This is a genomic window from Nonomuraea fuscirosea (assembly GCF_003001935.1).
Taxonomy (GTDB): domain Bacteria; phylum Actinomycetota; class Actinomycetes; order Streptosporangiales; family Streptosporangiaceae; genus Nonomuraea; species Nonomuraea fuscirosea.
The window spans coordinates 156,747-179,510 of sequence record NZ_PVNG01000026.1 but is presented as its reverse complement, the minus strand read 5'-3'; the positions used below and the strand labels follow the sequence as shown (position 1 = coordinate 179,510).

Here is a 22,764-nt window from a genome sequence, read left to right as displayed (position 1 = left end):
GACGGCTGCGGGGGCGTCACAGTGGGCGCGGTGAGCGGGGAAGGGGAGTTGGGAGGCGTAGGGCTGGAGTGGGTGGACGGTGCAGGCCGTCGGTTAGGGCAGTGGTCCGCTTTGTGGGCCGGGGCCTCGTAGCCGGTTAGGGTGCGCTGGGTGGTGGGTGGATGAGCTTGTTGCGCATCGTCGGCATGGCTGGGGCGACAGGGCTGAGTGGGCGGGAGCGGCGTTGGTCTGCTGGATGTGACCGGGCGTGACCTCGCGGGCGCTTCCCAGTTGGGTGGTGGCGCTGGGGATCCCCTGCGGACCGCGACTTTTCGGGCGTCTCTGTGCGGGCGTCTGTATGCGGACATCCCATGTGGACGGCTTCGTGTGGCTGGTAGCTGGTGGCTGTTGGGGGTCCTGCGGATCGTGACTCTTCGGGTGTCTGAGTGCGGACGGCTCCGTGTGGCGGGTAGCTCTTCGGGGGCCCCGCAGAGCGCAACTCTTCGGGTGTCTGCGTGCGGGTGTCTGCGGGCGGGCGCTTCTGTGTGGGTGGTAGCTCTTCAGGGGGTTGCGTGTGGAGGGCGGCTCTTCGGGTGTGCTCGTGCGGGCGGCTTCGTGGGGGTGGGGGTCTTTGGGTTGCCCCGGGTGGGTGGTTGCTGGTTGTGGGTGGGAAGGGTGAGGGCCGGGCCGCAAATGCGGCCCGGCCCTTTTTGGGTGGGTCAGTGTTGGACGGCTCGGTGGTGGGCTGCTCTGCTGGATGGGAGGGCGGTCAGGCTCAGGGCGACCGTGAGGACGCCGATGACCCAGGACGTCCACGACGCCCCCTGGCCCTGGGTGTACGTGATGGCCCACGGTGCGATGAAGAGCAGGACGCCCCACAGGGCGTTGAGCCATTCCGTGGCCACGGCGCCCGGGCCGGCGAGGGCGGCGATGGACGTGAGCACGATGAGGGCGCCCAGCACGATCAGTGAGGGGGCGGCGCCCGAGGCGCCGGCGACCCAGATCGGGGAGAGTGCCGCGTAGAGGCCGGCGACCAGGGTTGCCCAGTCCTGCCAGCGTGACCATGCCTTCATGAGGACCTCCGCGTGTGGCTTATGCGAGAGGCTGGCCTTTTGGTCAGTCGATCAGGTGAAACTCCCTGGGAGGGGTGGTGATTCCCGGGTTCGTGCGGTGGCGTGCGATTGCGTGGTGTGAGGTGCGCCACAGCGTTTGTGCGGAGCTGGGACAGGGGCAACCATCCATAGATACCGCAGACGAAAACAATTTTCTAGATGTCCGACTTGTTAGAAAATTTCTTCCGAAATCTCCTTGACCTGGGGGTTGACGGTGGGAAAGCTGTGGCGGGAGTGCCGAAAGGTGAAAGGACCGCTCCCCTCATGGTCACCGTCCGCCCCTTCCAGTCCGGCGATGAGACCGCGCTGGTCGACGCCTGGAACCGCAGCATGCCCGCCGACCCCACGACGGCCGGCTGGTTCAGGGACTGCGTGCTGCTCGACCCCAACTTCGACCCCGAGGGCCTGCGTGTGGCCGTGGCCGGGGACGACGTGGTGGGCTGCGCGTACGCCGTCCGCCGCCTGATCCCCTTAGCGCCGGGCACCGACCTGGAGCCGGACACCGGCTGGATCCCGTTCTTCTTCGTCGTCCCCGAGCACCGCGGCGGCGGGCTGGGGCGGCGGCTGGTGGGTGAGGCGGTGGAGTTCCTGGAGCGCCTCGGCCGGACGAAGGTGGACTTCTCGTCGTACACCCCCAACTACGTCCTGCCGGGCGCGGACGCCGAGCTCTATCCGGACGGCCACCGGCTGCTGGAGGAGCTCGGGTTCAGGACGCTCTACTCGCCGGTCGCCATGGATCGCGCCCTCGTCGGCTACCGGACGCCGCGCGAGGTGCACGAGCTGCTGCGCGAGCGTGAGCGCGAGGGGTACGTCTTCCGCAGTCCCGAGGTCGGTGAGCTGCCCGAGCTGATCCGGTTCGCGGCCGACGCCTTCAACCCCGACTGGGGGGAGGCGATCCGGCAGCATCGCGATCCCGAACGCATCGTGATCGCGAAAAAGGAGCACATAGTCGGCTTCGCCTTGTACGCGGCCTATCGCGGCATCCCCGAGCGCTTCGGCCCCTTCGGCGTCGACCCGGGCCAGCGCGGCACCGGCCTCGGGAAGATCCTGCTCCATCTCACCATGACCCGGATGCGCGCCGAAGGGCTGCATTCGTCCTGGTTCCTGTGGACCGGCGCCACCAGCCCGGCCGGCCACCTCTACGCCAAGGCGGGCTACGAGATCACCAGAAAGTTCCACGTGATGAGGCGATCCGCATGACACACGTTCTCGCCATCGGGGCCCACGCGGGCGACCTCGATCTGACCGCGGGCGCCGTGCTCGCCCAGCACGTCCTGCGCGGCGACCGGGCGACGCTGCTGCACCTGACGCTCGGCGAGCGCGGCCATCCGCGCATGACCGTGGCCGACTACGCCAAGCAGAAGCGCGAGGAGGCCGAGACGTTCGCCGAGCGGATCGGCGCCGGCGTCAGGTTCCTCGACTACGAGGACGGCCTGCTGCCCGAGGACGACGAGACCAAGATGCGGGTCGGCGACATCATCAGGGAGCTGCGCCCCGACGTGATCCTGACGCACTGGAGCGCCTCCATCCACAAGGACCACGCGCGTACGCACCGGATCGTCGAGGACGCCCGCTTCTACGGCGGCCTGAAGACGCTGGAGCGCGAGCATCCGGCCTACTGGGCGAGCGAGCTCTACTACGCCGACAACTGGGAGGACGCCGAGGGCTACGCGCCCGACGTGTTCGTCGAGCTGAGTGAGGAGGCGTACGAGCTGTGGTCGCAGGCGATCACCGGCTACGCCTACGCCAGGGGTGAGACCTACGGCTTCCCGTACGTGGACTACTACCGCGCGCTGACGATCGTGCGCGGTGCGCCGGCCGGGTTCGGCCGCGCCCAGGCCTTCGCCGCCCCGAAGGGGTCGCGGCAGCTGCGCACGAAGTACTTCGGAAAGGGGCCCTCCGCATGAGACGGCGCGAGATGAGACGGCCGGTGGGACGGGTCGCGGTGGTGCTGGCCGCGCTGGTGCTGGCCGGGTGCTCGGGCGGCGGCGGCGGTGGCGGCGGTGGTGGCACCGCCGAGGCGGACGCGCCGCCGCTGGTGATCCACGCCGTGGACGCGGGCACGTTCCAGGAGGACTTCAACCCGTACCACCTCGAAGGCGTGAACTTCGGGACCAGCGGGATGATCCACGAGACCCTCATGTACTTCAACAAGCTGAAGCCGGGGGAGATCACGCCCTGGCTGGCGCTGGACCACAAGTGGTCGAACAAGGGCAAGTCGGTGACGTTCACGCTGCGGCAGAACGTGAAGTGGTCAGACGGGCAGCCGTTCACCGCCGACGACGTGGCCTTCACGTTCCAGATGCTGAAGAAGTATCCGCAGCTCAACAGGAACGCGCTGGAGATCGAGGAAGCCGAGGCGCTGGCGCCCGACAAGGTGCGGGTGGACTTCGGCAACACCTCCTACGCCAAGCTGTTCAACATCGCCGGCAACTCGCCCATCGTGCCCAAGCACGTGTGGGAGAAGGAGAAGGACCCGTCCACCTTCACCAACCCCAAGCCGGTCGGTACGGGCCCGTACACGCTGTCGAAGTTCTCGGCCCAGCTGTACGAGCTGGTCAAGAACCCGTCCTACTGGCAGCCGGGCAAGCCCGAGGTGCCGGTGCTGCGCTTCCCCGCGTACACGGCCAACGCCCTCCAGACGGCGCTGCAGCAGGGTGAGGTGGACTGGGCGGGCGCGTTCGTGCCGGACATCGAGAAGATCTACGTGCAGGGCAAGCCGGAGCAGAACAAGTTCTTCTTCCCGCCCGAGGGCGTGGTGACGCTGCTGCCGAACCTGACCAATCCGGTGCTGGCCAAGCCCGAGGTGCGCGCGGCCATGAGCCTGGCGATCGACCGGGACAAGATCGTCCGGGTGGCCGAGCGGGGGTACACGAAGGTCGCGCATCCGACCGGCGTGCCGATGCCGGGTGGGGAGGCGTACATCCCGCCCGAATACCGCGCGCTCTCCTACAAGATGGACATCGAGAAGGCCAAGGAGCTGCTCAAGGGCGTGGACCCGGCACAGCTGAAGTTCACCCTGCTGGTGCCCTCGCCGTTCACCGACTGGGTGAACGCCGCGCAGCTCATCCGCGAGGACCTGGCCAAGATCGGCATCACCGTCGAGACCAGGGGCGTGGCGTTCCAGGACTGGGTGTCCAAGGTCGGCAAGGGCAACTACGACCTGTCGATCAGGGCCACCGCGGCCGGGCCGACGCCGTACTTCCAGATGCGCTCGATGCTCTTCGGCGGGCTGGCCGAGCCCGTGGGCGAGGCCGCCACCGGCAACTACCAGCGGTGGAAGGACGCCGAGACCGACAAGCTGATCGACGCGTACGCCGCCACCGAGGACGAGACCGAGCAGCAGGAGGCCACCCAGGGCCTGGGCAAGATCATGGTGGAGAAGATGCCCACGCTGCCGCTGTTCTACAGCCCGTCGTGGGCGCAGTACCGGACGAACAAGTACGTGGGCTGGCCGTCCGAGCAGGACCCGTACGCGATGCCGTCGCCCTACACCTCGCCCGACGCGGCCGTGGTGCTGCTGCACCTGAAACCGGCCGGCAAGTGAGGTTCCTGGCCAGGCGGCTCGGCTTCTACCTCCTGACGGCCTGGGCCGCCATCACGCTCAACTTCCTGATCCCCCGGCTCATGCCGGGGGACCCGGTGGAGCTGCTGGTGGCCCGGATGAAGGGAAACGTCGACCCGGCCGCCATCGACGCGATGCGCAGGGCGTTCGGCATCAGCGACGCGAGCCTGTGGCAGCAGTACCTGAACTATCTGGGCAATCTGGCGCACGGCGAGCTGGGCCGCTCGATCACGTTCTTCCCCACCGAGGTCTCCACGGTGATCGCCGACAGCCTGCCGTGGACGGTCGGGCTCGTCGGCGTGGCCACGCTGATCAGCTACCTGATCGGCACCGCGCTCGGCGTGATCATGGCGTGGAAGCGCGGCACCTGGCTGGACGGCGTGCTGCCCGCGGCCACGTTCATGCACGCGGTGCCCTACTTCTGGGTGGCGCTGGCGCTGGTGTTCGTCTTCGGGGTGACGTTGCAGTGGTTCCCGGTCAGCCGGGCGTACGGGCTGGACGTGATGCCGGAGCTGAGCGGTGAGTTCGCGCAGAGCGTGCTCTACCACGCGGCGCTGCCTGCGGTCACGATCGTGCTGGCCTCGATGGCCGACCGGATCCTCGGCATGCGCAACGTCATGGTGACCACGCTCGGCGAGGACTACGTGGTGATGGCCGAGGCCAAGGGGCTGACCTCGCGCCGGGTCATGTGGTCCTACGCCGCCCGCAACGCGATCCTGCCGAACATCACCAGCTTCGCGCTCTCGCTCGGCTTCGTGGTGGGTGGCTCGGTGCTGACGGAGATCGTCTTCTCCTACCCTGGTATCGGATCGATGCTGCTCAAGGGCGTGGAGAACGAGGACTTCCCGCTCATGCAGGGCATCTTCCTCGTCATCTCGCTGGCCGTGCTCGTCGCGAACTTCCTGGCCGACCTGGCGTACGTGGTGCTCGACCCCCGGACCAGGCAGGAGTCGGAATGAAGATCAAGATCGGGGCCGGGATCCTCGTCTTCTTCGCGCTGATGGCGATCTTCGGGCCGCTGCTCATCGGCGCCGATCCCGCCGCCACCAGCGAGGACGGGCTGCAGGGCCCGTCGGCGCAGCACTGGCTCGGCACCACGCAGACCGGGCAGGACATCCTCGTCCAGATCGTGTACGGCGCCCGCATCTCGCTCGGCGTCGGCGTGCTGTCGGCGCTCATCGCCACGGTGCTGGCCGTCGCGGTCGGCCTGGTCGGCGGCTACGTCGGCGGCGCCGTGGACGAGGCGCTGTCGGTGCTGACCAACATCTTCCTCGTGCTGCCCGCCCTGCCGCTGATCATCGTGCTGGCCGGCTACCTGCCGCAGCGCGGCGTCGCCTCGGTCGCCGTGGTGATCGCGGTGACCGGCTGGGCCTGGGGCGCCCGGGTGCTGCGCGCCCAGACCCTCTCGGTACGCCGGCGCGACTTCGTCCAGGCCGCCAGGGCGAGCGGGGAGGGGCCGCTGCGGATCGTCTTCTACGAGATCCTGCCGGTCCTGCTGCCCGTCATCGCCACCAGCTTCCTGGCCACCGTGGTCGCGGCGATCCTGGCCGAGGCCGGGCTCTCGTTCCTGGGCCTGGCCGACCTGTCCACCGTGAGCTGGGGCAGCATGCTGTACTTCGCGCAGAACGGGCAGGCGCTGCTCATCGGGGCCTGGTGGTGGTTCATCCCGCCCGGCCTGTGCATCGCGCTCATCGGCACCGGCCTGGCCCTGGTGAACTTCGGCATCGACGAGATCGCCAACCCGCGGCTGCGCACGATCAAGGCCCCCAGGAAGGCACGCGCATGAACGTCCTGGAGATCCGCGACCTCGGCGTGGACTACCTGTCCGGCACGGGAGCCGTGCACGCGGTGTCCGGCGTCTCGCTCGACCTGCGCCGCGGCGAGATCCTGGGCCTGGCCGGCGAGAGCGGCAGCGGCAAGTCCACGCTGGCCAACGCCGTCGCCCGGCTGCTGCGCCCGCCCGCCTCGATCACGTCCGGGTCGGTCGTCTACCGGCGCCAGGACGGCTCGGCCGTGGACGTGCTCGGCCTCGGCAGGAACGATTTGCGTGCCTTCCGCTGGAAGGAGCTGGCGGTCGTCTTCCAGAGCGCCATGAACTCCCTCAACCCGGTCATCACCGTGGGCGCCCAGATCGACGACGTGCTGCGCATCCACGCGCCCCGCATGTCGCGCGCCGAGCGCACCGAGCGGTCGGTGGAGCTGCTGCAGCGCGTCGGTATCAGCGCCGACCGCCGCCGCTCCTATCCGCACGAGCTGTCCGGGGGCATGCGCCAGCGCGCCGCCATCGCCATCGCGCTCGCGCTCAACCCCGAGATCATCATCATGGACGAGCCGACGACCGCGCTCGACGTGGTGGTGCAGCGCGACATCCTGGCCGAGATCAAGGCGCTGCGTGAGGAGTACGGCTTCGCGGTCGTCTTCATCACCCACGACCTGTCGTTGCTCATGGAGATCTCCGACCGGATCGCCATCATGTACGCGGGCCGGGTCGTGGAGACCGGGACGGCCAAGGCGTTGCACCGGACGCCGCGGCATCCGTACACGCTGGGGCTGTTGCGCTCGTTCCCGCGCCTGCGCGGGGCGCGCGAGGAGCTGCTCGGCATCCCCGGCACGCCGCCGGACCTGCGCTCGCCGCCGCCCGGCTGCGCCTTCCACCCCAGGTGCGCGATGGCGTTCGACGCATGCTCGCGGACGCTGCCCGTGCTCACGTCGGAGGCGGACGGCGAGGTCGCGTGCCTGCTCAACGACGGGAGGGGAGTGTCATGAACATCCTGGAGGGGCGCGACCTCACCAAGCACTTCACCGCCGCCCGCGGTCCGCGCGGCCGCTTCGGCAAGCGGCCGCCGGTGCGGGCGGTGGAGGACGTCTCGATCGCGCTGCGGGCCGGCGCGGTGACGGCGCTGGTCGGCGAGTCCGGCTGCGGCAAGAGCACGGTCGCGCGGCTGCTGGCCCAGGTCTATCCGCCCACGTCCGGCGAGGTGCTGCTGCGCGGCGAGCCGGTACGCGCCCATCGCGGCGCCGCCTTCAGGGAGTACCGGCGTCAGGTCCAGCTCATCTTCCAGGACCCCTTCGCCTCACTGAACCCCTTCCACCGGGTCCGCTACCACCTGGCCAGGCCGCTGCGCCTGCACGGGCACGCCCGTACCGACGCCGAGGAGCGCGAGCAGGTCGCCGAGCTGCTGGAGCGCGTCAGCCTGACGCCGGTCGAGCAGTTCATGGACAAGATGCCGCACGAACTGTCCGGCGGGCAGCGGCAGCGGGTGGCGATCGCGCGGGCGCTCGCGGTGCGGCCCGTCGCGCTGATCGCCGACGAGCCCGTCTCGATGCTGGACGTGTCCATCAGGCTCGGCGTGCTGCGGCTGCTGGAGGGACTGGCCAGGGAGAACGATCTGGCACTGCTCTACATCACGCACGACATCGCCAGCGCCCGCTACTTCGCCGAGGACATCACGGTCATGTACGCGGGGCGGCTGATCGAGAGCGGGCCGAGCGAGGAGCTGACGCAGTCGCCGCGGCATCCGTACACGCGGCTGCTGCTGGAGTCGGCGCCGGATCCCGACCGGGTGGCGGCGCCGGAGGGACGGCGGCACGGTGAGCCGCCCAGCCTGATCGACCCGCCGGGCGGGTGCCGGTTCCATCCGCGCTGCCCGGTGGCGCTGCCGGTGTGCTCGACCGAGGTGCCGGGGCGCACGGAGCTGGGCGAGGGGCACTGGACGCACTGCTGGCAGGCCGAGGCGACGCTTGCCCGGTGAGCCGCCCGGGAGTGCTCAGGACGCGCGGTGATGCCGCCGGAGGGCACGGGCTGCGCTTCAGGAGGCGCGGTAGCGTTCGGCCAGCTCGCCGGTCGTCGCGGCCATCTGGCGGCGCAGCTCGTCCGGGGCGAGCACCTCGGCGTCCGTGCCCAGCCGCAGGAACTCGCCCGTCGCGTGCTCGATCGACTCGATCGGCACCGTGACCAGCGTCCAGCCCTGCTCGTCCGGCCCCCGCGCGCTCTCCCGCGCCGCCTCCACCACGCCCGGCGTCATGAGGTCGGCCAGGCGCTGCATGCCGCGCGGCGACAACCGCACCTCCGCCTGGCCCCACCTCAGCCTGCTCTCGAACGCGGCCAGGTAGTCACGCCAGTACGCGGCCAGGTCGAACCCCTCCGGCCGGGTGAACGTCTCGGGCAGCGGATGCAGGTCGAGGATCTGGGAGACGCGGTAGGTGCGTACCTGCTCGCCCGAGCGCGCCACCAGATACCACCGCCCGGCCTTGACCACCAGCCCGTACGGCTCCAGCCGCCGCTCCACCTCCTGCGGCGCCTTCCACCGCCGGTAACGCACCTGCACCCGCCGCTCGTTCCAGACGGCGTCGGCCACGGCGGGCAGGTAGGTGACCGGCTCCCGGTCGCGGTACCAGGTGGGCGCGTCGAGGTGGAAGCGCTCCTGGATACGGCCGGCCCGGTCGCGCAGCTCGACCGGGAGCGCGGCCATCAGCTTGAGCTGCGCGGCGGTCACCACCGCGCCCAGCCCCAGCTCGGCCGCGGGCCCCGGCAGGCCGGCCAGGAACAGCGACTCGGCCTCGTCGGCGGTCAGGCCGGTGAGCCTGGTGCGGTAGCCGTCGAGGAGCTGGTATCCGCCCTTCGGGCCGGCGTCGCCGTAGAGCGGGATGCCGGCGGAGTGGAGGGATTCGACGTCGCGGTAGATGGTGCGGACGGAGACCTCCAGCCGGTCGGCCAGCTCCTGCGCGGTCATCCGGCCGCGCGTCTGCAGGAGCAGCAGGACCGAGACCAGGCGCGAAGCTCGCATATCACTGACACTACCTGTCAGTGACCCTGCCATACGGTCTCAGCCATGAACGACTTCGACTTTTTCGCCGGCCGCTGGAACGTCGTCAACCGCCGGCTGCTCAAGCCTCTGTCCGGCAGCGCGGAATGGGACGAGTTCCCCGGCGTCTGCACGGCCAGCAGGCACTTCGGCGGCGCGGCCAGCTTCGACGAGATCGAGTTCCCGACCAAGGGCAGCAGCGGGATGACCGTGCGCCTGCGCGACGTGGACAGCGGGCTGTGGTCCATCTACTGGGCCAGCAGCGCGACCGGCGTCCTCGACACCCGGCCGATGGTGGGCGCGTTCGAGGGGGGCCGGGGCGAGTTCTACGGGGAGGAGACCTGCGAGGGCCGGCCGGTGCGCTGCCGCTTCGTCTGGACGGTCGGCGAAGGCGCCGGCACCGCCCGCTGGGAGCAGGCGTTCTCGGAGGACGACGGGCGGACCTGGGAGACGAACTGGACGATGGACTTCACCCGCGCGTGACGCCCAGCGCGCCGTACGCCAGCGCCACGGCGTCGGCGTTGCCGCGCACCCACAGGATCACGCCCACGGCCACGGCCGCGATGAGCAGCAGGATGCCGCCGACCAGGATCACCCACCACCATCCGGACCGCGCCGGCTTCGCCTCGTAGAGGGGCACGTCGGGCAGCATGTCCGGCGTGTACGGCAGCCGCTGCGTGTAGGGCGCCTCAGGAGGGCCCTGGTCGGACGGCTGACCTGGATGGGGGTAGCGGTGCCGGACCGTCTGGTCGGGATCCGGCCGGCGGGGCTGCTCTGGCGTCATGACTCCCTCAGGCACGCTGCGGAGTGTCTGATACGCCAACATTGTCACACGCCTGGGCGCGGTGTCTCCCGGCGGTACGACTTCCGCGTCAGCCGTGGGCGGGCGGCTGCCCCTCACCGAACGGCGGCCGCTGCTGGGGCTGCCAGCCGGGCTGCTGCGGCGGCGCCTGCGGGTAGCCGTGCTGCGGACCTTGCTGGTAGCCCTGCTGCCACTCGGGCTGCTGCTGCCAGCCCTGCTGAGCGTGCTGGGCGGCCTGCTGCGGCGGGTTCCTGCGGGCGATCACCGCGAAGATCAGCAGCCCCGTGCCGCTCACCTGGATGAGCAGGGACACCAGGGTCATCACCAGCGCGATCGGCCCGTACTGGGCGAAGCCGAGGGAACGGACCAGTTCGGGGGCCATGAGGATGTACACGCCGTTGATCACCACCCCCACGAGCAGCACGACACACCCGATCATGCCGAGCACGCTCCCCCGGCCGTGCTCCGCCCGGCGGGTCGCCATCAGAATGGCGCCGCCGAGCAGCAACAGGACCATCACGATCATCGTGATGATGTTGATGACGTTGGACAGGGTGGACATCAAGGGGAGCTCCAGCGGTTAGACGGGCAACGCGAAGACGCTACGCGGATTGGCGCTGTTGTTCCACCGCGCGGGTGATCGAGGCGAGGTCGTGGCCGCCCTCGTAGCGTACGCCGTTGATGAAGAGGGTCGGCGTGCCGCGCACGCCGCTCGCGCGGCCCGACTCCTCGTCCACCGCGATCCTGGCCACCCGCTGGGGGATCTCCTCCCACGGCTCCACGTCCAGCTGGGCCGCGTAGCGTTCGAGGTCGGCGTCGGTGAGGAAGCGCTGGTTGTCGTAGAGGAGGTCGTGCATCTCCCAGAACGTGCCGCGGGCCGCGGCGGCCTCGGCCACGATGGCGGCGGAGGCGGCGTGCGGATGCAGGGTGCGCAGCGGGAAGTGCCGGAACACCAGCCGCACGTCCGGGTTCTTACGCAGGATCTCCGCCAGGATCGGGTGCAGCCGGCCGCAGTAGGGGCACTCGAAGTCGCCGTACTCGACGATCGTCACCCGGGCCTTCGCCGGCCCGCGCACGTGGTCGCCGGGGCCGACCGGCACGGTCAGCGTGTTCGGCAGCTCCTCGGCGGGCTCGGCGTCGGGTGGCGCGCACACCCCGCCGCGGTCCCACGCCATCCGGAAGATCACCCAGCCCAGTACGGCGGCCAGCAGCGACCCGGCCAGGATCCCGATCTTCGCCTGGTCGTGCAGGGCCGCGTCGTCGAAGGCCAGGTCCACGATGAACAGCGCCACCGTGAACCCGATCCCCGACACGGCCGCCCCGCCGAACAGCTGCCCCCACACCAGGTTCCCCGGCAGGACGCCCCAGCCGAGGCGCAGCGGCAGCCAGGTGCCGAGCCAGATCCCGACGAACTTGCCCACCAGCAGCCCCAGTGCCACGCCGATGGCGACGGGCGAGGTGGCGGCGGCGCGCAGGGTCTCGCCGTTGAGGGTCACGCCGGCGTTGGCCAGCGCGAAGACGGGCACGATCACGTAGCTGCTCCACGGATGCAGCCGCAGTTGCAGGCGTTCGTTCACGGAGACGGCCCGCTGCACGCGCCGGGCGGCTTCCCTGGCCGCCTGCGCGCTGGGCTCGCTGGTGAACCCCTGGACGGCCTCCCCGGCCAGCAGCAGCTTGTGGTCGGTGGGCGCGTACACGAAGACGAGGATGCCGAGCGCGATGCCGACCAGCGTCGGATGGATCCCGCTCTCCAGCGTGGCCACCCACAGCGCGAACCCCAGCACGATGTACGCCGGCGCCCGCCAGATCTTCAGCCACCGCAGCGTCAGGATGGCCGCCAGCAGCACCGCCGCGGTGAGCAGGGCGGGCACGGACAGGCTGGCGGTGTAGAAGAGCGCGATGATCATGATGGCGAGCACGTCGTCCACGATCGCCAGCGTCAGCAGGAACGCCCGCAGCGGATCGGGACAGCGCGCCCCCACCACGGCGAGCACGCCCAGGACGAACGCGGTGTCGGTGGCGATCGGCACACCCCACCCGCCGGCCCCGGGACCGCCGAAGTTCAGCAGCAGGTAGACGCCGGCCGGCACCAGCATGCCGCCGAACGCCGCCACGGCCGGCACCGCGATCAGCCGACGGTCCCTGAGCTGGCCGAGCCGCACCTCGTAGGAGACCTCCAGCCCGATGAGGAAGAAGAACACGGACATGAGGCCGTCGTTGACCCAGTGCCGCAGGTCCAGCGAGAACGACGCGTCGCCGAAGGAGATCCCCATGGGGGTGTGCCAGAACGCCTCGTAGGTCTCGCTCCACGGCGAGTTGGCCCACAGCAGGGCCAGCACGGTCGCCACGAGCAGCACGCTCGTGCTGCCGGCCTCGGTCCTCAGGAACGCCCGCAACATGACAGATCTCCCCCTAAGGTGTCGATATTACGGCTGGTCAGGCACTTGTCCGTCGGGGCGTCCCCTTGATCGCCCGGTGCGCCGGACCGTCCAGATCGCGAACGCCGTCACCAGGGCCGAGCGTGACCGGCAGCGCGGCGACGTCCGTGACGGGCGGCTCGATGACCAGGGTCGCCTTCAGCGGCGCGGCGGAGCGGCGGACCTGGTCGCCCTTGTTGCTCACCTCGACCACGAAGCGGCCGGCCGGCCAGAGCTCCAGGCCCGCGCCGATGACCGCGCTGGCGCCCGCCCGAGGCCGTCGCGCCGATCCGCATTCCGGCGTACGCGGTGGCGCCGGCGGGAGCAGCGCGGGCGAGCGCGGCCGGAGGAAGGATCAAGGGCGTCAAGGCGGGCAATACGACCGGGAGCGACCGGGGCATGCACCCAAGTATTGATCAATCCGTCAGCTGAAAAACAGATGGACGGCCGCGTCTCTCGCCAGCAGGAACCCGACGATCGCCATTCCCCAGCTCACCATCGAGGCCGAGTGCTTGGTGAGCCAGGCCCGCAGCCGCTCCAGCTTCGGTTCCAGCCGGCCGCCGGCCATCCCGCGCAGCGCCATGAGCACGAGCGTCGGCACGATCATGACCAGCACGTACGCCGCCAGCACCGGCACCCACTGGGCCGTCGTCAGCCCGGAGGTCGTCATGAGGCCGATCGCCGCCAGGTACGGCACCATCGTGGCCACCTCCAGCACCCCGGCGGTCAGCCCCAGCAGCACCATCGTCCGCGGCCCGCCGACGCGGCGCTCGAACGTGCGCTCCGGCCGGCCCCGCTTGGCCCGCCACTTCGGATCGAACCGGTAGCTGAGCGCGAACAGCCCCACCCCGGCGGCGAGCTCCACCACCCGCACCGGCCGGCTGTCCAGCAGGTCGCCGAAGGCGTCCATGGCCGCGGCCAGCCCCAGCATGAGCGCCACGCCCACCAGGGAGTAGAAGACCACCACGGTGGCCAGGTAGGTCAGCAACCGGGATCCGCGCGACCTGTCCGCGGCCAGCAGCAGGTAGACGGGGATGCCGAGGGTGCCGAAGCTGGTGCTGTCGACCACCGCCAGCGCCGCGAGGGTGAGCAGCAGTGCGATCGTCATGGGGAAATCATGCTGAACGCGGCCCCGCGCCCGCCTCCTCCGGCGGGCTGAACCGGGCGTACATCCTTCTGCTCACCCTCGCAGGCGGTGCTACAGACTGCGCAGGTAGGCCAGTGACGGCGCGAAGAAGTACTCGCCGCCCTTCATCGTGACCGTCTGGGCCACCTGAGCGTGCGGGGGCGACATCTCCGGCTTGCCCCACACCTTGGGGAAGGTGACCTTCAGGTCCCGGACACCCTGCCCGATGACCGGATCGTGGCCGGTCCCCGGGATCTCGAAGTCGGGGGAGTCGGCCCAGGACTCCTGGGTGAACTCGAACTGGCTGAGCAGGCTGCTGTTGAACGCCATGAACAGCAGGCCCACCTCACCGGTCGGGCGCACCTCCGGCGGCGAGTCGTCCGACGGGTCGTCGGCGCGGTCGCCGTACGTCTGCCCGCGCCTGGCCATGATCACCTCACGCCCGAACGAGCGCGGGTTGGTCTTCCTGACGTGACCGCTGAACGGGCACTTGGAGCCGTCGTCGGCGTCGAAGGTGAAGTCGTTGACCACCGGCCCGCCGTTCCCGCCGGGCTTGAGCGTCAGCGGAGTGCCGTCCTTGAAGCGGCCGACGAGCATGGCGCCCGCCCGGTCGCGGTCGGCGCCCTTCAGCCCGAGGCTGTCGGCCAGGTCCCGTTCGATCTCCTTGAACGCCCGCACGTTCTGCTCCAGCTTCCTGAAGACCAGGTAGCTGCCGTGGTGCCGGGACGGGTCCGGCGCGAACGGGTCCGGCACCAGGACGTTGCTCAGCGGGAACGCCGGGTCCCAGTGCTGCTTCGGCTCCCTGTCCACCTCGTCCTTCAGGAACAGCGGCTGGCTGCGGCCGTCCACGTAGCCGAAGTGCTCGATGCCGTCGCCGGCGGGGTTGCGCATGCCGTGACCGCTCTCCTCGCCGAGCAGCCTGGCGCTGCTCGGCAGCTCGCCCAGGATCTCGGCGCGCAGCCTGGCCACCGGCTCGGGCTCGGCGTCGCCGATCAGGACGACGGCGTGGATCTCCCGCTGGTAGGCGCGCTCCCACTCCTCCACCGGCGGGTCGCCGGCCCGCGCGATCCGCCGCTTCATGCCGTCGCGGAAGACCTCGTCGTCGAACCTGCGCACGTCCTCGACCGGGTGGCCGAGGTCGCGGTAGCCGGCCTTGCTGATGCCGATCCCCACGTACGGGGTGCCGCGGCCGCGGCCGGCGGCGAAATCGCGCACCTCTTCCAGATGCCGGCGCGCCGACTTCATCTTCGTGGTCGCGATGCCGCGAAGAAAGGCCCTGCCCTCGGCCACGTCGTTGAACCGGACGAACAGCAGGGTCATGTGCTCGCGCACATGCGCGCGCAGGATGTTCGGCTGCAGATTGTCGAGCATCGCCTTGGTGTCCGCGTCGAGCGTGGCCGAATCCCAGGCCAGGGGTCGTTCATTGTTCAGGTCGACAGGCACTGCCGTGTCCTTTCCCCGTTTCCCGTTAGAAATCGGGCCCCCTTACGCGTCACGGAGAATACACATTTCCGTCGATTCGACGCGCCCAGTCTGTACGACTCGTGAGCGGGCGGGAAAGTTTCCCGGTATCCGGTCAGCCTGATTTCCCGTTCAGCGGACGGTGAACGCGGTACGCGCCACTCCGCCGTTCGCGCAGCGTACGGTCACGGCGTGGGTGCCGGGACGCCGCACCCGCACGTTCGCCGACCAGGAGGCGGTGGCCGCGGCGGGCCGGTAGGCGACCGGGGAGAAGGCGTTGGAGGAGACGTTCCGCACCTGGGAGCCGCCGCACACGGCCGTCACCCGCACCCGCGCACCGGCCCTGGCCGTGGCAGGGGAGACGCCGACGCCCGCGTTGATCGTGACGGGGGACGTGCCGCCGCCGGGAGCGGGGGAGCTGGGCCCAGTGGTGGGCCCAGTGGTGGGACGCGTGGTGGGACGCGTGGTGGGCCGACCGGTGGGGGCGGTCGTGGGCGTCGGCTTGGGGGTCGCGGTCGGGGTGCCGGTCGGCGTGGGGGCGGGGGAGGGGTTGCTCTGCCCGAAAAGCACGTCCGAGCAGGAGTAGAACGCCTCGGGGCTGTCGCTGCGCTGCCAGATCGCGTAGATCAGGTGGCGTCCCTGCCGGGAGGGGAGCTTGGCCGTCATGGTGTAGAAGCCGTCGACGACCGTGGGGTTCGCGACGTGGAACGGCTTGGCCTCCAGGTCCGACCACTTCAGCGGGGCGGACGGGTCGTAGCCGTCCCTGGTCATGTACAGCTCGAAGGAGCCCTTGTGCGGGGCGGTGGCGCGGTACCTGAAGGTGTGCGTGGCGCCGGCGGTCATGCTCGTCGCCGGCCAGTCGGCCCGCGCCTGGTCGAAGCCGCGGTACTTGTCGCGGCCCGCGCTGCACAGCCTGCCGTCCGGGATGATCTGGCGGTGCCTTCCGGCCGCGTCGGCGATGTTGACCTCGTTCCAGTCGTAGAGGGGCTGCGTGCCGCCGATCGCCACGGCCTGCTTGCAGGCGGCCGACTTCGGGTTCTCCGGGCCCTCGCTGTAGCAGACCATGGTGCGGCTGGGCGGGTTGCTCATGGTGCCGTGGGCGGAGGCCGTGCCGGGGGCGACGGCGAGCACGAGGAGCGTGGGGGCGGCCAGGGTGGCGGCGGCGAGCGCCTTGCGGGTGATCTGCATGCAGATCACCTTGGAACACGAGAAACCCCGAAATATCGGGGTTAAGCCTCCTTTAAGGCTGACTTAGAGAGCTTTTCAGTGTGGGTGGCGGTACGCAGCCACACCTGCACCTCGGCCCCGCCCATCGGCGAACGGTCCAGCCGCAGCACCCCGCCGGTCGACTCCGCCAGCCGCCGCGCGATGTCCAGGCCCAGCCCGGTGGACCCGCTCCCGCTGGCGCCCCGCTCCAGCGCCGTCTCCGGGTCCGCGATGCCCGGCCCCGCGTCGGCGACCAGAATGCCGATCGCGTCCCGGCCCTCGTGCAGCGTGACGCCGAACGCCGTCCCCTCCGGCGTGTGCCGGAACACGTTCCCGAGCAGCGCGTCCACCGCCGCCGTCAGCTCGCCCGCCGGTACGGGCGCCCGCACCGGGAGCGTGGCCCCGGCGAGCTGCCACGGCCGCCCCTGGTCCTCGGCCAGCGCCGACCAGAACGCCAGCCGCTCGCGCAGCACCTCGGCGGCGTCGCACGAGCGGGCCGCGCGCTTGGGCCGTCTGGCCGCCGAGATGATCGTGGTCACCTCGCCCTCCAGCCGGGCCAGCGCCTGCCTGCTCGGCTCCGCCTGCGGCCCGAGCTGGTCCAGGCTGAGCTTGAGCGCGGTCAGCGGCGTACGCAGCCGGTGCGACAGGTCGGCGGCCAGCTCCCGCTCGGCCGCGAGCAGGTGGGTGACCCGGTTGGCCATGGCGTTGAACGCGGTGGCCGCCGCCTTGAGCTCGGGCGGGCCGTCGGGGTAGATGCGCTCGCTCAGGTCGCCGTCGCCGAGCGCGGTGGCGGCGGTGCCCAGGCGGCGCGCGGCGCGGACGACCCTGGCCCCGAGCCGGTCGCCGACCACCACCGAGCCGAGCACCAGCACCACGGCCACCCCGGTCAGCACCGCCCACGAGGCGTAGACGCCCCGGTCGAGGTCGTCGGCGGGCACGAACACCTCGATCACCGCGCCCCGGTCGCCGTCCAGCACCACGGGGCGCAGCAGCACGTAGCCGCCGGTCAGCTCCGCCGTGCTCGCCCTGCTCCCCGCGGCGGCCTCGGCCACCTGCGCGGCCGGCGCCCTGGTCGTGCCCACCATGGCGCCGCCCCCGACGTGGACGGCGAGCAGGCCGCGCCGCCCCGCATCGGTGCGCGCCATCGCGTGCGCGAGGTCGTCGCTCCTTGTCGTCAGCGCCAGCACCGGCACCAGCGCGGACACCTGCCGCTCGGCGGCGGCCACGGCCCTGCTCTGCGCCGTCTCCCTGACGATCAGGGCCAGCGGCACCAGGAAGGCCAGCGCGACCATCGAGGTGACGGCCACCATGAGCATCGCCAGCGTCCGCCTCATCGAACCCCTCGCCCGTGTTCCACGGGGGCGGCGCCCCTCATTGGGGCGCCGACAGCATGAAGCCGACCCCGCGCACGGTGTGCAGGTAGCGGGGCCGCGCGGCGCTCTCGCCGAGCTTGCGCCGCAGCCACGACAGGTGCACGTCGATCGTCTGGTCGTCGCCGTAGGTCAGCTGCCAGACCTCGGCCAGCAGCTCCTTGCGGCTGACGACCCGGTCGGCGCGGGCGGCCAGGTAGGCGAGCAGGTCGAACTCGCGCCTGGTCAGCGCGAGCGGGCCGCCGTCGAGCGCGGCCGCGCGCCGGTCCACGTCCACCACCAGGCCGCCGACCTGGAGCGTGCGCGGCTCGGGCGCGGACCTGGCCCGGCGCAAAACGGCGTCCAGCCGGGCGCTGAGGTGGTCGCCGGAGAACGGCTTGACGAGGTAGTCGTCGGCGCCCGCGCGCAGCAGCCGGACGATCTCGCTCTCGTCGTCGCGGGCGGTGGCCACGATGACCGGGACGTCGGAGATGCCGCGCACCATGCGCAGCGCCTCGGAGCCGTCCAGGTCCGGCAGGCCCAGGTCCAGGATGACGGCGTCGGGGGGAGCCTGCGAGATCTCCCTGAGCGCGTCGAGTGCGCATCCCGCGCTGCGGACGACGTGCTGCCGCCGGCCCAGCTCGTGAATCATCGCCGATCTGACGAATTCATCGTCTTCGACTACGAGAACCGTCGCCATGCGCACCAACCGTACTGGGGGCGTACATAATGCGTCTCATGCGTCGAGCAATGAGATATGCCGCTATCTGGTGCGGTGCCACCGCGGTCGCGGTGTCGGTCTCGTGGTTCGGCGTGCGGGGTGTGCTGCGTAATGAGTTCGCGGACGAGGTGAACGTCGAGCCGTTTCTCGCCCAAACGCTCGCGGCGGACAAGGACGATTCATCGCCGGCTCCTCGTCGTACGACGAAGAAACCAACTCCGACGAAATCCCCCAGAACGGACTCCGCGCCGCCTCCCACGGAAACCCGGGCGCCGACCCCTGCTGCTACGCCTTCCGTGAAGCGGAGCACGACGCCGCCGAAACCGGTGCGCACTTCCGCTCCCAGCCCCACACCGACCGCTCCCAGCCCCACGCCGACCGCCGGTGAGGACCTCAGGGTGGTGAAAGTGAAGGGCGGCGAGGTGGCGTTCACGCTCGGTCCCGAAGGCTGCCGCCTGGTCTCGGCCACCCCCGTCAGCGGCTACACCGCCAAGGTGGCCCGCGCCGAGGGCTGGATCCGGGTGGACCTGGCCAAGGGCGAGCACGGCACCGGCGTGTTCTGCATCAGCCACGAACAGCGCACCGACACCTGGGAGTACTGATGCGGAGCAGGCGCTGGAGCCGGTCGAGCGGCACCCAGGACACGCTCCTGCGCGCGGCCAGGGACGTCTTCCTGGCCAAGGGGTACGCCGAGGCCACGGTCGCCGACATCGTGGCGGCGTCCGGGATCAGCGTCGGCAGCCTCTACCACCACTTCGGCGGCAAACCGGGACTCTTCCTGGCGTTGTGGGAGCAGTTCATGCGCGGCCAGGAGGAACGCACCTCCCGGGCGGCCAAGGCGGCGGAGGACGCGGGCGAGCGCTTCATAGCGGGGGCCAGGGCCTACCTGGAGGGCTCGTGGGAGCAGCGCGACGTGGCCAGGCTGTTCCTGGAGAGCGACGGGCCGGCCGAGTTCACCGTCCTGCGCAGGCAGCGCGGCTGGAACTGGATCGGCGGCAACAAGCGGCTGCTCGGCCTGGCGGACACGCGGGAGAGCCACGTGCTCGTCGTCCTGCTGACCACGATGATGGCCGAGGCGGGCCGCGAGGTGGCCGCGTGCGAGTCGGAGCACGACGCCGAGGTCACCATCGACGAGGCGATCCGGCTGGTGAGACGGCTGCTGCCTACGTCTCCCGATGTAGGCGGGGCGTCTCCCCAGAGCTGATTCCCCGGCCCGCGCGGGATGCGACCGTGGGGGCATGGACGCACTCCGCAGGGCGCTGGGCGGGCTCTCGCTGCTGTACGCGCTGACCTTCGCCACGTTCGCGCTGCTGCACGCCGGGATCGGGCTCGGCCCCCTGCGCGAGCCGGTGATCGTGCCGGCCGCGATCGTCGAGACCCTGTGCGCCGCGGCCATGCTCGCCGGTGCGTACGGCGCGCTGGCCGACCGGCCGGCGGCCTGGGACCGGCTGCTCTACGCCCACGCGACGGCGCTGGGCGGGGTGCTGCTGGGCATGCTGGCGCAGGCGTTCGGCCCGGGCGGCGGGACGACGCTGCTCACCTGGTATCACAGCACGATGGCATTCGTGCTGACAGCCGGCCTGGCGGGCGCGTTCTACGTCTCCAGGGTGCGCAGGTAGGCGGCGGCCTCGGCGAGCCGGTCCTCGGTGAAGACGCGGATGCCGTGCTGCTCCAGCAGCGCCGTCGTGACGCCCTGACCAGGCGTCCGCCGCCCCTGGAAGGAGCCGTCGTAGATCGACGACGCGCCGCACGAGGGGCTGCCCTCCTTCAGCACCGCCATCCGCACGCCGTGGGTACGGGCGACGGCGAGCGCTCCGCGCGCGCCCGACACGAACGCGGCCGTCACGTCGGACCCGTCGCTCGCCAGCACCCGGGCGGCGCCGGACAGGACCGCCGCCCCGCCCGCCCCGCCCTCGATCTCGGCGGCGGGCCGGGGGATCGGCAGCCCGCCCTCCACCTCCGGGCAGTACGGCACCAGCCGCCCCTCCTCCCGCCACGTGGCGAGCCAGGCGTCGGAGCTGGTCTTGGCGCGGCCGTCGTAACGCACCTTGCGACCCATCAGACAGGCGCTGACGAGGATTCTCTGCACGTCTTCGATCCTATGAGCGCGATCGGCAGCAGTGAGACGGCGGTCAGCGCCGCCACCACCCAGAACGCGTACGCGAACGGCCGGGCCACCCCCGCCGTGGTGAGCAGTTGCAGCAGCCCGGCCAGCACCGCCACCCCGAAGGGCGAGGCCAGGCGGACCGCGATCGTGCTCAGCGTGGTGGCGGCCGGGATCGCGTCACGTTCCAGCGTTCTGAACGCCGCCGTCATCAGCGACGTGGACACCAGCCCGTGTCCCAGCCCGAGCACGAACATCGGCGCCGGCCCCCCGCCGAGCAGCACGAACGCCACGATGCCCGCCACCGCAACGACCACGCCGGCCGCCCCCGCGCCGCGCGGCCCCCTGCTGTCGCTCAGCTTGCCCGCGAGCGGCATCGTGATCGCCGCGCCGATCCCCATCGGCGCCAGCAGCAGCCCGGCGTCCAGCGCGGTCCCGCCCTGGGCGAGCTGGCTGTAGAGCGGCACGAGCACGGTGAAGCCGAACAGCGCGGCCGAGTAGCACACGAGCGCGCCGACCGCCGCCGCGAACGTGCGGTCGCCGAACAGCCGCAGGTCCAGCAGCGTCCCCCGGCCGCGCAGCGCCCGCACCGTGAACACCACCGTCAGCGCCGCCCCGAGCCAGAGCGCCGGATGCAGGACCGAGGCCCCGTTGCCCACCTCCGACAGCCCGTAGACCAGACCGGCCAGCCCGGGGGAGAGCAGCGCCAGGCCGAGCACGTCGAGCCCCCGCGCGCTCGCGCCCTGATCGCGGGGCAGCAGGACGAAGGCGGCCACCAGCGCCACCGCGCAGACCGGCACGTTGACCAGGAACAGCCACCGCCAGCCGAGACCGGCCACGATCAGCCCGCCGAGCGGCGGCCCCAGCACCGGCACCAGCATCGCCGGCATGGAGATCATCGCCATCGCCCGGCCCATCCGCTCCTTGCCCGCCGCCTGGGCCAGCATCGCCTGGCCGACCGGCAGCAGCAGGCCCCCGCCCAGCCCCTGCACGGCGCGGAAGACGACCAGGCTCCAGACCGACCACGACGCGGCGGCGAGCGCGGAGCCGGCGATGAACAGCACGAGCGAGACCAGCCAGACCTTCCTCGTGCCGAACCTGCCCATGGCCCATCCGGTGACCGGGACCGTCATCGACAGCGCCAGCAGGTAGCCGGTGACCGCCCACTGCATGGTCGCGAGCGTGGTGCCGAAGTCGCGGGCGAGGGTGCTCAGGGCGACGTTGACGATCGTGGTGTCGAGCATCGTCATCACGACGCCCAGGAGGACGACGAGGCTCGTGGCCCAGAGGAGGCTTCGTACGCTGTCTCGCATGTCGTACACCGTATCACTTTCGTACGCTGTCTAGACTCGGGGCTGTGAGCTCCATCTGGTCGCGGCCCTCGCCGCCCCGCCGCCCGGTCCTGACCAGGGAGGCGATCGTGGCCACCGCCGTCGCCCTGGCCGACGCGGAAGGGCTGGACGCGGTCTCCATCAGGCGTGTGGCGGCCGAGCTGGGCGCGCGGGCGATGACGCTGTACTCCTACATCGAGCGCAAGGAGGACCTGCTGGCCCTGATGCTCGACGAGATCAGCGCCGAGGTGCTGGTCGCCGAGCCGCTGCCGGCGGACTGGCGGGAGGCGCTGCTGCTGTTCGCCCGGCGGGAGCGCGAGCTGGTCCGGCGGCACCCCTGGCGGGTGGACCTGGTGCACCAGCGGGTGGCCGTGGGCCCCAACGGGCTGCGGCACGTGGAGCAGAAGCTGGCGGCGTTCGACGGGCTGGAGATCGACCGGCTGACGGCGTGGCGGTTCCTGGCGGTGTTCAACGACTACATGACGGGGTTCGTGATCAGGGAGGCGGTGGAGCGGGCGGCGCCGAGGGAGCAGGGGATCGACGACGCCGAGCGGGCCGCGGTGGCTGAGCCGTACATCAGGGAACTGGTCGACGGCGGTGAGCTGGCGCGGCTGGCGCCGATGATCGAGCAGGGCGTGCCGGGGGCGGACGACAACTTCGAGCGCGGGCTGGGCTGGGTGCTGGACGGGATCGAGCGCCACCTGCACAGGTGACGACCGTGGATTGAGGTTTCGAGGCGGCGGTCCTCAGGGGCGGTGGTCCTCAGGGGCAGCCGCGTTCGGCGGC

Annotated in this window: 25 protein-coding genes; 12 read left to right on the top strand and 13 right to left on the bottom strand. The window is 71.2% G+C overall.

The annotated features are described in order from the left end of the window. Positions 1-698 precede the first annotated feature (698 nt). Positions 699-1,052 carry an SPW repeat domain-containing protein gene (locus tag B0I32_RS45900; protein WP_106250471.1) on the bottom strand — a complete coding sequence of 118 codons (354 nt, stop codon included), beginning with the start codon at positions 1,050-1,052 and terminating at the stop codon, positions 699-701. Between the two features lie 303 nt (positions 1,053-1,355). Between B0I32_RS45900 and B0I32_RS45895 the strand changes: the two genes are divergently transcribed. From B0I32_RS45895 to B0I32_RS45865, 7 genes are read left to right on the top strand one after another with little or no spacing between them, the layout of a single operon-like run. Beyond that, a complete protein-coding gene (locus tag B0I32_RS45895) occupies positions 1,356-2,291 on the top strand; it encodes a GNAT family N-acetyltransferase (protein ID WP_106250470.1) in 936 nt (311 codons plus the stop codon). Further along, positions 2,288-2,998, top strand: a complete 711-nt coding sequence (locus B0I32_RS45890; RefSeq protein ID WP_106250468.1) for a PIG-L deacetylase family protein — start codon at positions 2,288-2,290, stop codon at positions 2,996-2,998. The genes B0I32_RS45895 and B0I32_RS45890 overlap by 4 nt, the downstream gene beginning before the upstream one ends. Further along, on the top strand, positions 2,995-4,638 hold the full coding sequence (locus B0I32_RS45885; protein ID WP_146178556.1) for an ABC transporter substrate-binding protein: 1,644 nt from the start codon (positions 2,995-2,997) through the stop codon (positions 4,636-4,638). The genes B0I32_RS45890 and B0I32_RS45885 overlap by 4 nt, the downstream gene beginning before the upstream one ends. After that, positions 4,635-5,615 (top strand): ABC transporter permease, encoded by a 981-nt coding sequence (locus B0I32_RS45880; RefSeq protein WP_106250465.1) that lies wholly within the window; start codon positions 4,635-4,637, stop codon positions 5,613-5,615. The genes B0I32_RS45885 and B0I32_RS45880 overlap by 4 nt, the downstream gene beginning before the upstream one ends. Further along, the gene (locus B0I32_RS45875) at positions 5,612-6,442 is read left to right on the top strand and encodes an ABC transporter permease (protein ID WP_106250464.1); all 831 of its coding nucleotides are present in this window, start codon (positions 5,612-5,614) and stop codon (positions 6,440-6,442) included. The genes B0I32_RS45880 and B0I32_RS45875 overlap by 4 nt, the downstream gene beginning before the upstream one ends. Then, the gene (locus tag B0I32_RS45870) at positions 6,439-7,422 is read left to right on the top strand and encodes an ABC transporter ATP-binding protein (RefSeq protein ID WP_106250462.1); all 984 of its coding nucleotides are present in this window, start codon (positions 6,439-6,441) and stop codon (positions 7,420-7,422) included. Before B0I32_RS45875 ends, B0I32_RS45870 begins: the two co-directional genes overlap by 4 nt. Beyond that, entirely contained in the window at positions 7,419-8,408 is a 990-nt protein-coding gene (locus B0I32_RS45865) for an ABC transporter ATP-binding protein (RefSeq protein WP_219912347.1), read from the top strand. Before B0I32_RS45870 ends, B0I32_RS45865 begins: the two co-directional genes overlap by 4 nt. Positions 8,409-8,465: 57 nt before the next feature. Here B0I32_RS45865 and B0I32_RS45860 read toward each other — a convergent pair whose 3' ends face one another. Continuing rightward, positions 8,466-9,443, bottom strand: coding sequence for a helix-turn-helix transcriptional regulator (locus B0I32_RS45860; protein WP_106250459.1), 978 nt, complete (start codon positions 9,441-9,443; stop codon positions 8,466-8,468). 45 nt (positions 9,444-9,488) lie between these two features. On the opposite strand from B0I32_RS45860, the gene B0I32_RS45855 reads away from it, so the two are divergent. Continuing rightward, positions 9,489-9,944 carry a hypothetical protein gene (locus B0I32_RS45855; protein ID WP_106250457.1) on the top strand — a complete coding sequence of 152 codons (456 nt, stop codon included), beginning with the start codon at positions 9,489-9,491 and terminating at the stop codon, positions 9,942-9,944. On the opposite strand, the gene B0I32_RS45850 is transcribed toward B0I32_RS45855, so the two are convergent. The 9 genes from B0I32_RS45850 to B0I32_RS45810 all read right to left on the bottom strand — a co-directional run bounded on the left by B0I32_RS45850 (position 9,931) and on the right by B0I32_RS45810 (position 18,522). Next, positions 9,931-10,245, bottom strand: coding sequence for a hypothetical protein (locus B0I32_RS45850; protein ID WP_106250455.1), 315 nt, complete (start codon positions 10,243-10,245; stop codon positions 9,931-9,933). The two genes, B0I32_RS45855 and B0I32_RS45850, sit on opposite strands and share 14 nt — an antisense overlap. Positions 10,246-10,333: 88 nt before the next feature. Beyond that, on the bottom strand, positions 10,334-10,825 hold the full coding sequence (locus B0I32_RS45845; protein WP_106250453.1) for a hypothetical protein: 492 nt from the start codon (positions 10,823-10,825) through the stop codon (positions 10,334-10,336). A gap of 40 nt (positions 10,826-10,865) precedes the next feature. Next, positions 10,866-12,662 carry a Na+/H+ antiporter NhaA gene (nhaA, locus tag B0I32_RS45840; RefSeq protein WP_106250452.1) on the bottom strand — a complete coding sequence of 599 codons (1,797 nt, stop codon included), beginning with the start codon at positions 12,660-12,662 and terminating at the stop codon, positions 10,866-10,868. Positions 12,663-12,699: 37 nt separating this feature from the next. Beyond that, the gene (locus B0I32_RS45835; protein WP_146178555.1) at positions 12,700-12,885 is read right to left on the bottom strand and encodes a hypothetical protein; all 186 of its coding nucleotides are present in this window, start codon (positions 12,883-12,885) and stop codon (positions 12,700-12,702) included. Positions 12,886-13,104: 219 nt separating this feature from the next. Further along, entirely contained in the window at positions 13,105-13,788 is a 684-nt protein-coding gene (locus B0I32_RS45830; RefSeq protein ID WP_106250448.1) for a GAP family protein, read from the bottom strand. Between the two features lie 90 nt (positions 13,789-13,878). Beyond that, positions 13,879-15,249 (bottom strand): Dyp-type peroxidase, encoded by a 1,371-nt coding sequence (locus B0I32_RS45825; protein ID WP_106250446.1) that lies wholly within the window; start codon positions 15,247-15,249, stop codon positions 13,879-13,881. Positions 15,250-15,399: 150 nt separating this feature from the next. Next, entirely contained in the window at positions 15,400-16,455 is a 1,056-nt protein-coding gene (locus B0I32_RS61200; protein ID WP_106250445.1) for a lytic polysaccharide monooxygenase auxiliary activity family 9 protein, read from the bottom strand. A 41-nt stretch (positions 16,456-16,496) separates the two neighbouring features. Next, positions 16,497-17,807: a sensor histidine kinase gene (locus tag B0I32_RS45815; RefSeq protein WP_106250443.1), complete on the bottom strand. Its 1,311-nt coding sequence runs from the start codon at positions 17,805-17,807 to the stop codon at positions 16,497-16,499. A gap of 37 nt (positions 17,808-17,844) precedes the next feature. Next, on the bottom strand, positions 17,845-18,522 hold the full coding sequence (locus tag B0I32_RS45810) for a response regulator transcription factor (protein ID WP_106250544.1): 678 nt from the start codon (positions 18,520-18,522) through the stop codon (positions 17,845-17,847). A gap of 419 nt (positions 18,523-18,941) precedes the next feature. On the opposite strand from B0I32_RS45810, the gene B0I32_RS45805 reads away from it, so the two are divergent. The 3 genes from B0I32_RS45805 to B0I32_RS45795 are packed head-to-tail and all read left to right on the top strand — an operon-like array spanning position 18,942 to position 20,162. Beyond that, on the top strand, positions 18,942-19,145 hold the full coding sequence (locus tag B0I32_RS45805; RefSeq protein WP_106250441.1) for a hypothetical protein: 204 nt from the start codon (positions 18,942-18,944) through the stop codon (positions 19,143-19,145). Then, complete coding sequence (locus B0I32_RS45800) at positions 19,145-19,747, top strand: TetR/AcrR family transcriptional regulator (protein ID WP_106250439.1); 603 nt, start codon at positions 19,145-19,147, stop codon at positions 19,745-19,747. The genes B0I32_RS45805 and B0I32_RS45800 overlap by 1 nt, the downstream gene beginning before the upstream one ends. Before the next feature lie 34 nt (positions 19,748-19,781). Continuing rightward, complete coding sequence (locus B0I32_RS45795) at positions 19,782-20,162, top strand: hypothetical protein (protein ID WP_106250437.1); 381 nt, start codon at positions 19,782-19,784, stop codon at positions 20,160-20,162. Here B0I32_RS45795 and B0I32_RS45790 read toward each other — a convergent pair. Both B0I32_RS45790 and B0I32_RS45785 read right to left on the bottom strand, forming a co-directional pair. Then, positions 20,138-20,632 (bottom strand): 2-thiouracil desulfurase family protein, encoded by a 495-nt coding sequence (locus tag B0I32_RS45790; protein ID WP_106250436.1) that lies wholly within the window; start codon positions 20,630-20,632, stop codon positions 20,138-20,140. The genes B0I32_RS45795 and B0I32_RS45790 overlap by 25 nt on opposite strands. Next, positions 20,602-21,960, bottom strand: a complete 1,359-nt coding sequence (locus B0I32_RS45785; RefSeq protein WP_146178554.1) for a DHA2 family efflux MFS transporter permease subunit — start codon at positions 21,958-21,960, stop codon at positions 20,602-20,604. The genes B0I32_RS45790 and B0I32_RS45785 overlap by 31 nt, the downstream gene beginning before the upstream one ends. A 44-nt stretch (positions 21,961-22,004) precedes the next feature. Here B0I32_RS45785 and B0I32_RS60540 point away from each other — a divergent pair, with 44 nt between their 5' ends. Continuing rightward, positions 22,005-22,691: a TetR/AcrR family transcriptional regulator gene (locus B0I32_RS60540; protein WP_106250433.1), complete on the top strand. Its 687-nt coding sequence runs from the start codon at positions 22,005-22,007 to the stop codon at positions 22,689-22,691. Positions 22,692-22,764: the final 73 nt, after the last annotated feature.

Excerpts from the sequence above, each read along its gene's own strand:
- B0I32_RS45900 (WP_106250471.1), bottom strand. The coding sequence starts at position 1,052 with ATGAAGGCATGGTCACGCTGGCAGGACTGGGCAACCCTGGTCGCCGGC.
- B0I32_RS45895 (WP_106250470.1), top strand. The coding sequence starts at position 1,356 with ATGGTCACCGTCCGCCCCTTCCAGTCCGGCGATGAGACCGCGCTGGTC.
- B0I32_RS45890 (WP_106250468.1), top strand. The coding sequence starts at position 2,288 with ATGACACACGTTCTCGCCATCGGGGCCCACGCGGGCGACCTCGATCTG.
- B0I32_RS45885 (WP_146178556.1), top strand. The coding sequence starts at position 2,995 with ATGAGACGGCGCGAGATGAGACGGCCGGTGGGACGGGTCGCGGTGGTG.
- B0I32_RS45875 (WP_106250464.1), top strand. The coding sequence starts at position 5,612 with ATGAAGATCAAGATCGGGGCCGGGATCCTCGTCTTCTTCGCGCTGATG.
- B0I32_RS45870 (WP_106250462.1), top strand. The coding sequence starts at position 6,439 with ATGAACGTCCTGGAGATCCGCGACCTCGGCGTGGACTACCTGTCCGGC.
- B0I32_RS45865 (WP_219912347.1), top strand. The coding sequence starts at position 7,419 with ATGAACATCCTGGAGGGGCGCGACCTCACCAAGCACTTCACCGCCGCC.
- B0I32_RS45860 (WP_106250459.1), bottom strand. The coding sequence starts at position 9,443 with ATGCGAGCTTCGCGCCTGGTCTCGGTCCTGCTGCTCCTGCAGACGCGC.
- B0I32_RS45855 (WP_106250457.1), top strand. The coding sequence starts at position 9,489 with ATGAACGACTTCGACTTTTTCGCCGGCCGCTGGAACGTCGTCAACCGC.
- B0I32_RS45850 (WP_106250455.1), bottom strand. The coding sequence starts at position 10,245 with ATGACGCCAGAGCAGCCCCGCCGGCCGGATCCCGACCAGACGGTCCGG.
- B0I32_RS45845 (WP_106250453.1), bottom strand. The coding sequence starts at position 10,825 with ATGTCCACCCTGTCCAACGTCATCAACATCATCACGATGATCGTGATG.
- nhaA (WP_106250452.1), bottom strand. The coding sequence starts at position 12,662 with ATGTTGCGGGCGTTCCTGAGGACCGAGGCCGGCAGCACGAGCGTGCTG.
- B0I32_RS45830 (WP_106250448.1), bottom strand. The coding sequence starts at position 13,788 with ATGACGATCGCACTGCTGCTCACCCTCGCGGCGCTGGCGGTGGTCGAC.
- B0I32_RS61200 (WP_106250445.1), bottom strand. The coding sequence starts at position 16,455 with ATGCAGATCACCCGCAAGGCGCTCGCCGCCGCCACCCTGGCCGCCCCC.
- B0I32_RS45815 (WP_106250443.1), bottom strand. The coding sequence starts at position 17,807 with ATGAGGCGGACGCTGGCGATGCTCATGGTGGCCGTCACCTCGATGGTC.
- B0I32_RS45810 (WP_106250544.1), bottom strand. The coding sequence starts at position 18,522 with ATGGCGACGGTTCTCGTAGTCGAAGACGATGAATTCGTCAGATCGGCG.
- B0I32_RS45800 (WP_106250439.1), top strand. The coding sequence starts at position 19,145 with ATGCGGAGCAGGCGCTGGAGCCGGTCGAGCGGCACCCAGGACACGCTC.
- B0I32_RS45795 (WP_106250437.1), top strand. The coding sequence starts at position 19,782 with ATGGACGCACTCCGCAGGGCGCTGGGCGGGCTCTCGCTGCTGTACGCG.
- B0I32_RS45785 (WP_146178554.1), bottom strand. The coding sequence starts at position 21,960 with ATGCGAGACAGCGTACGAAGCCTCCTCTGGGCCACGAGCCTCGTCGTC.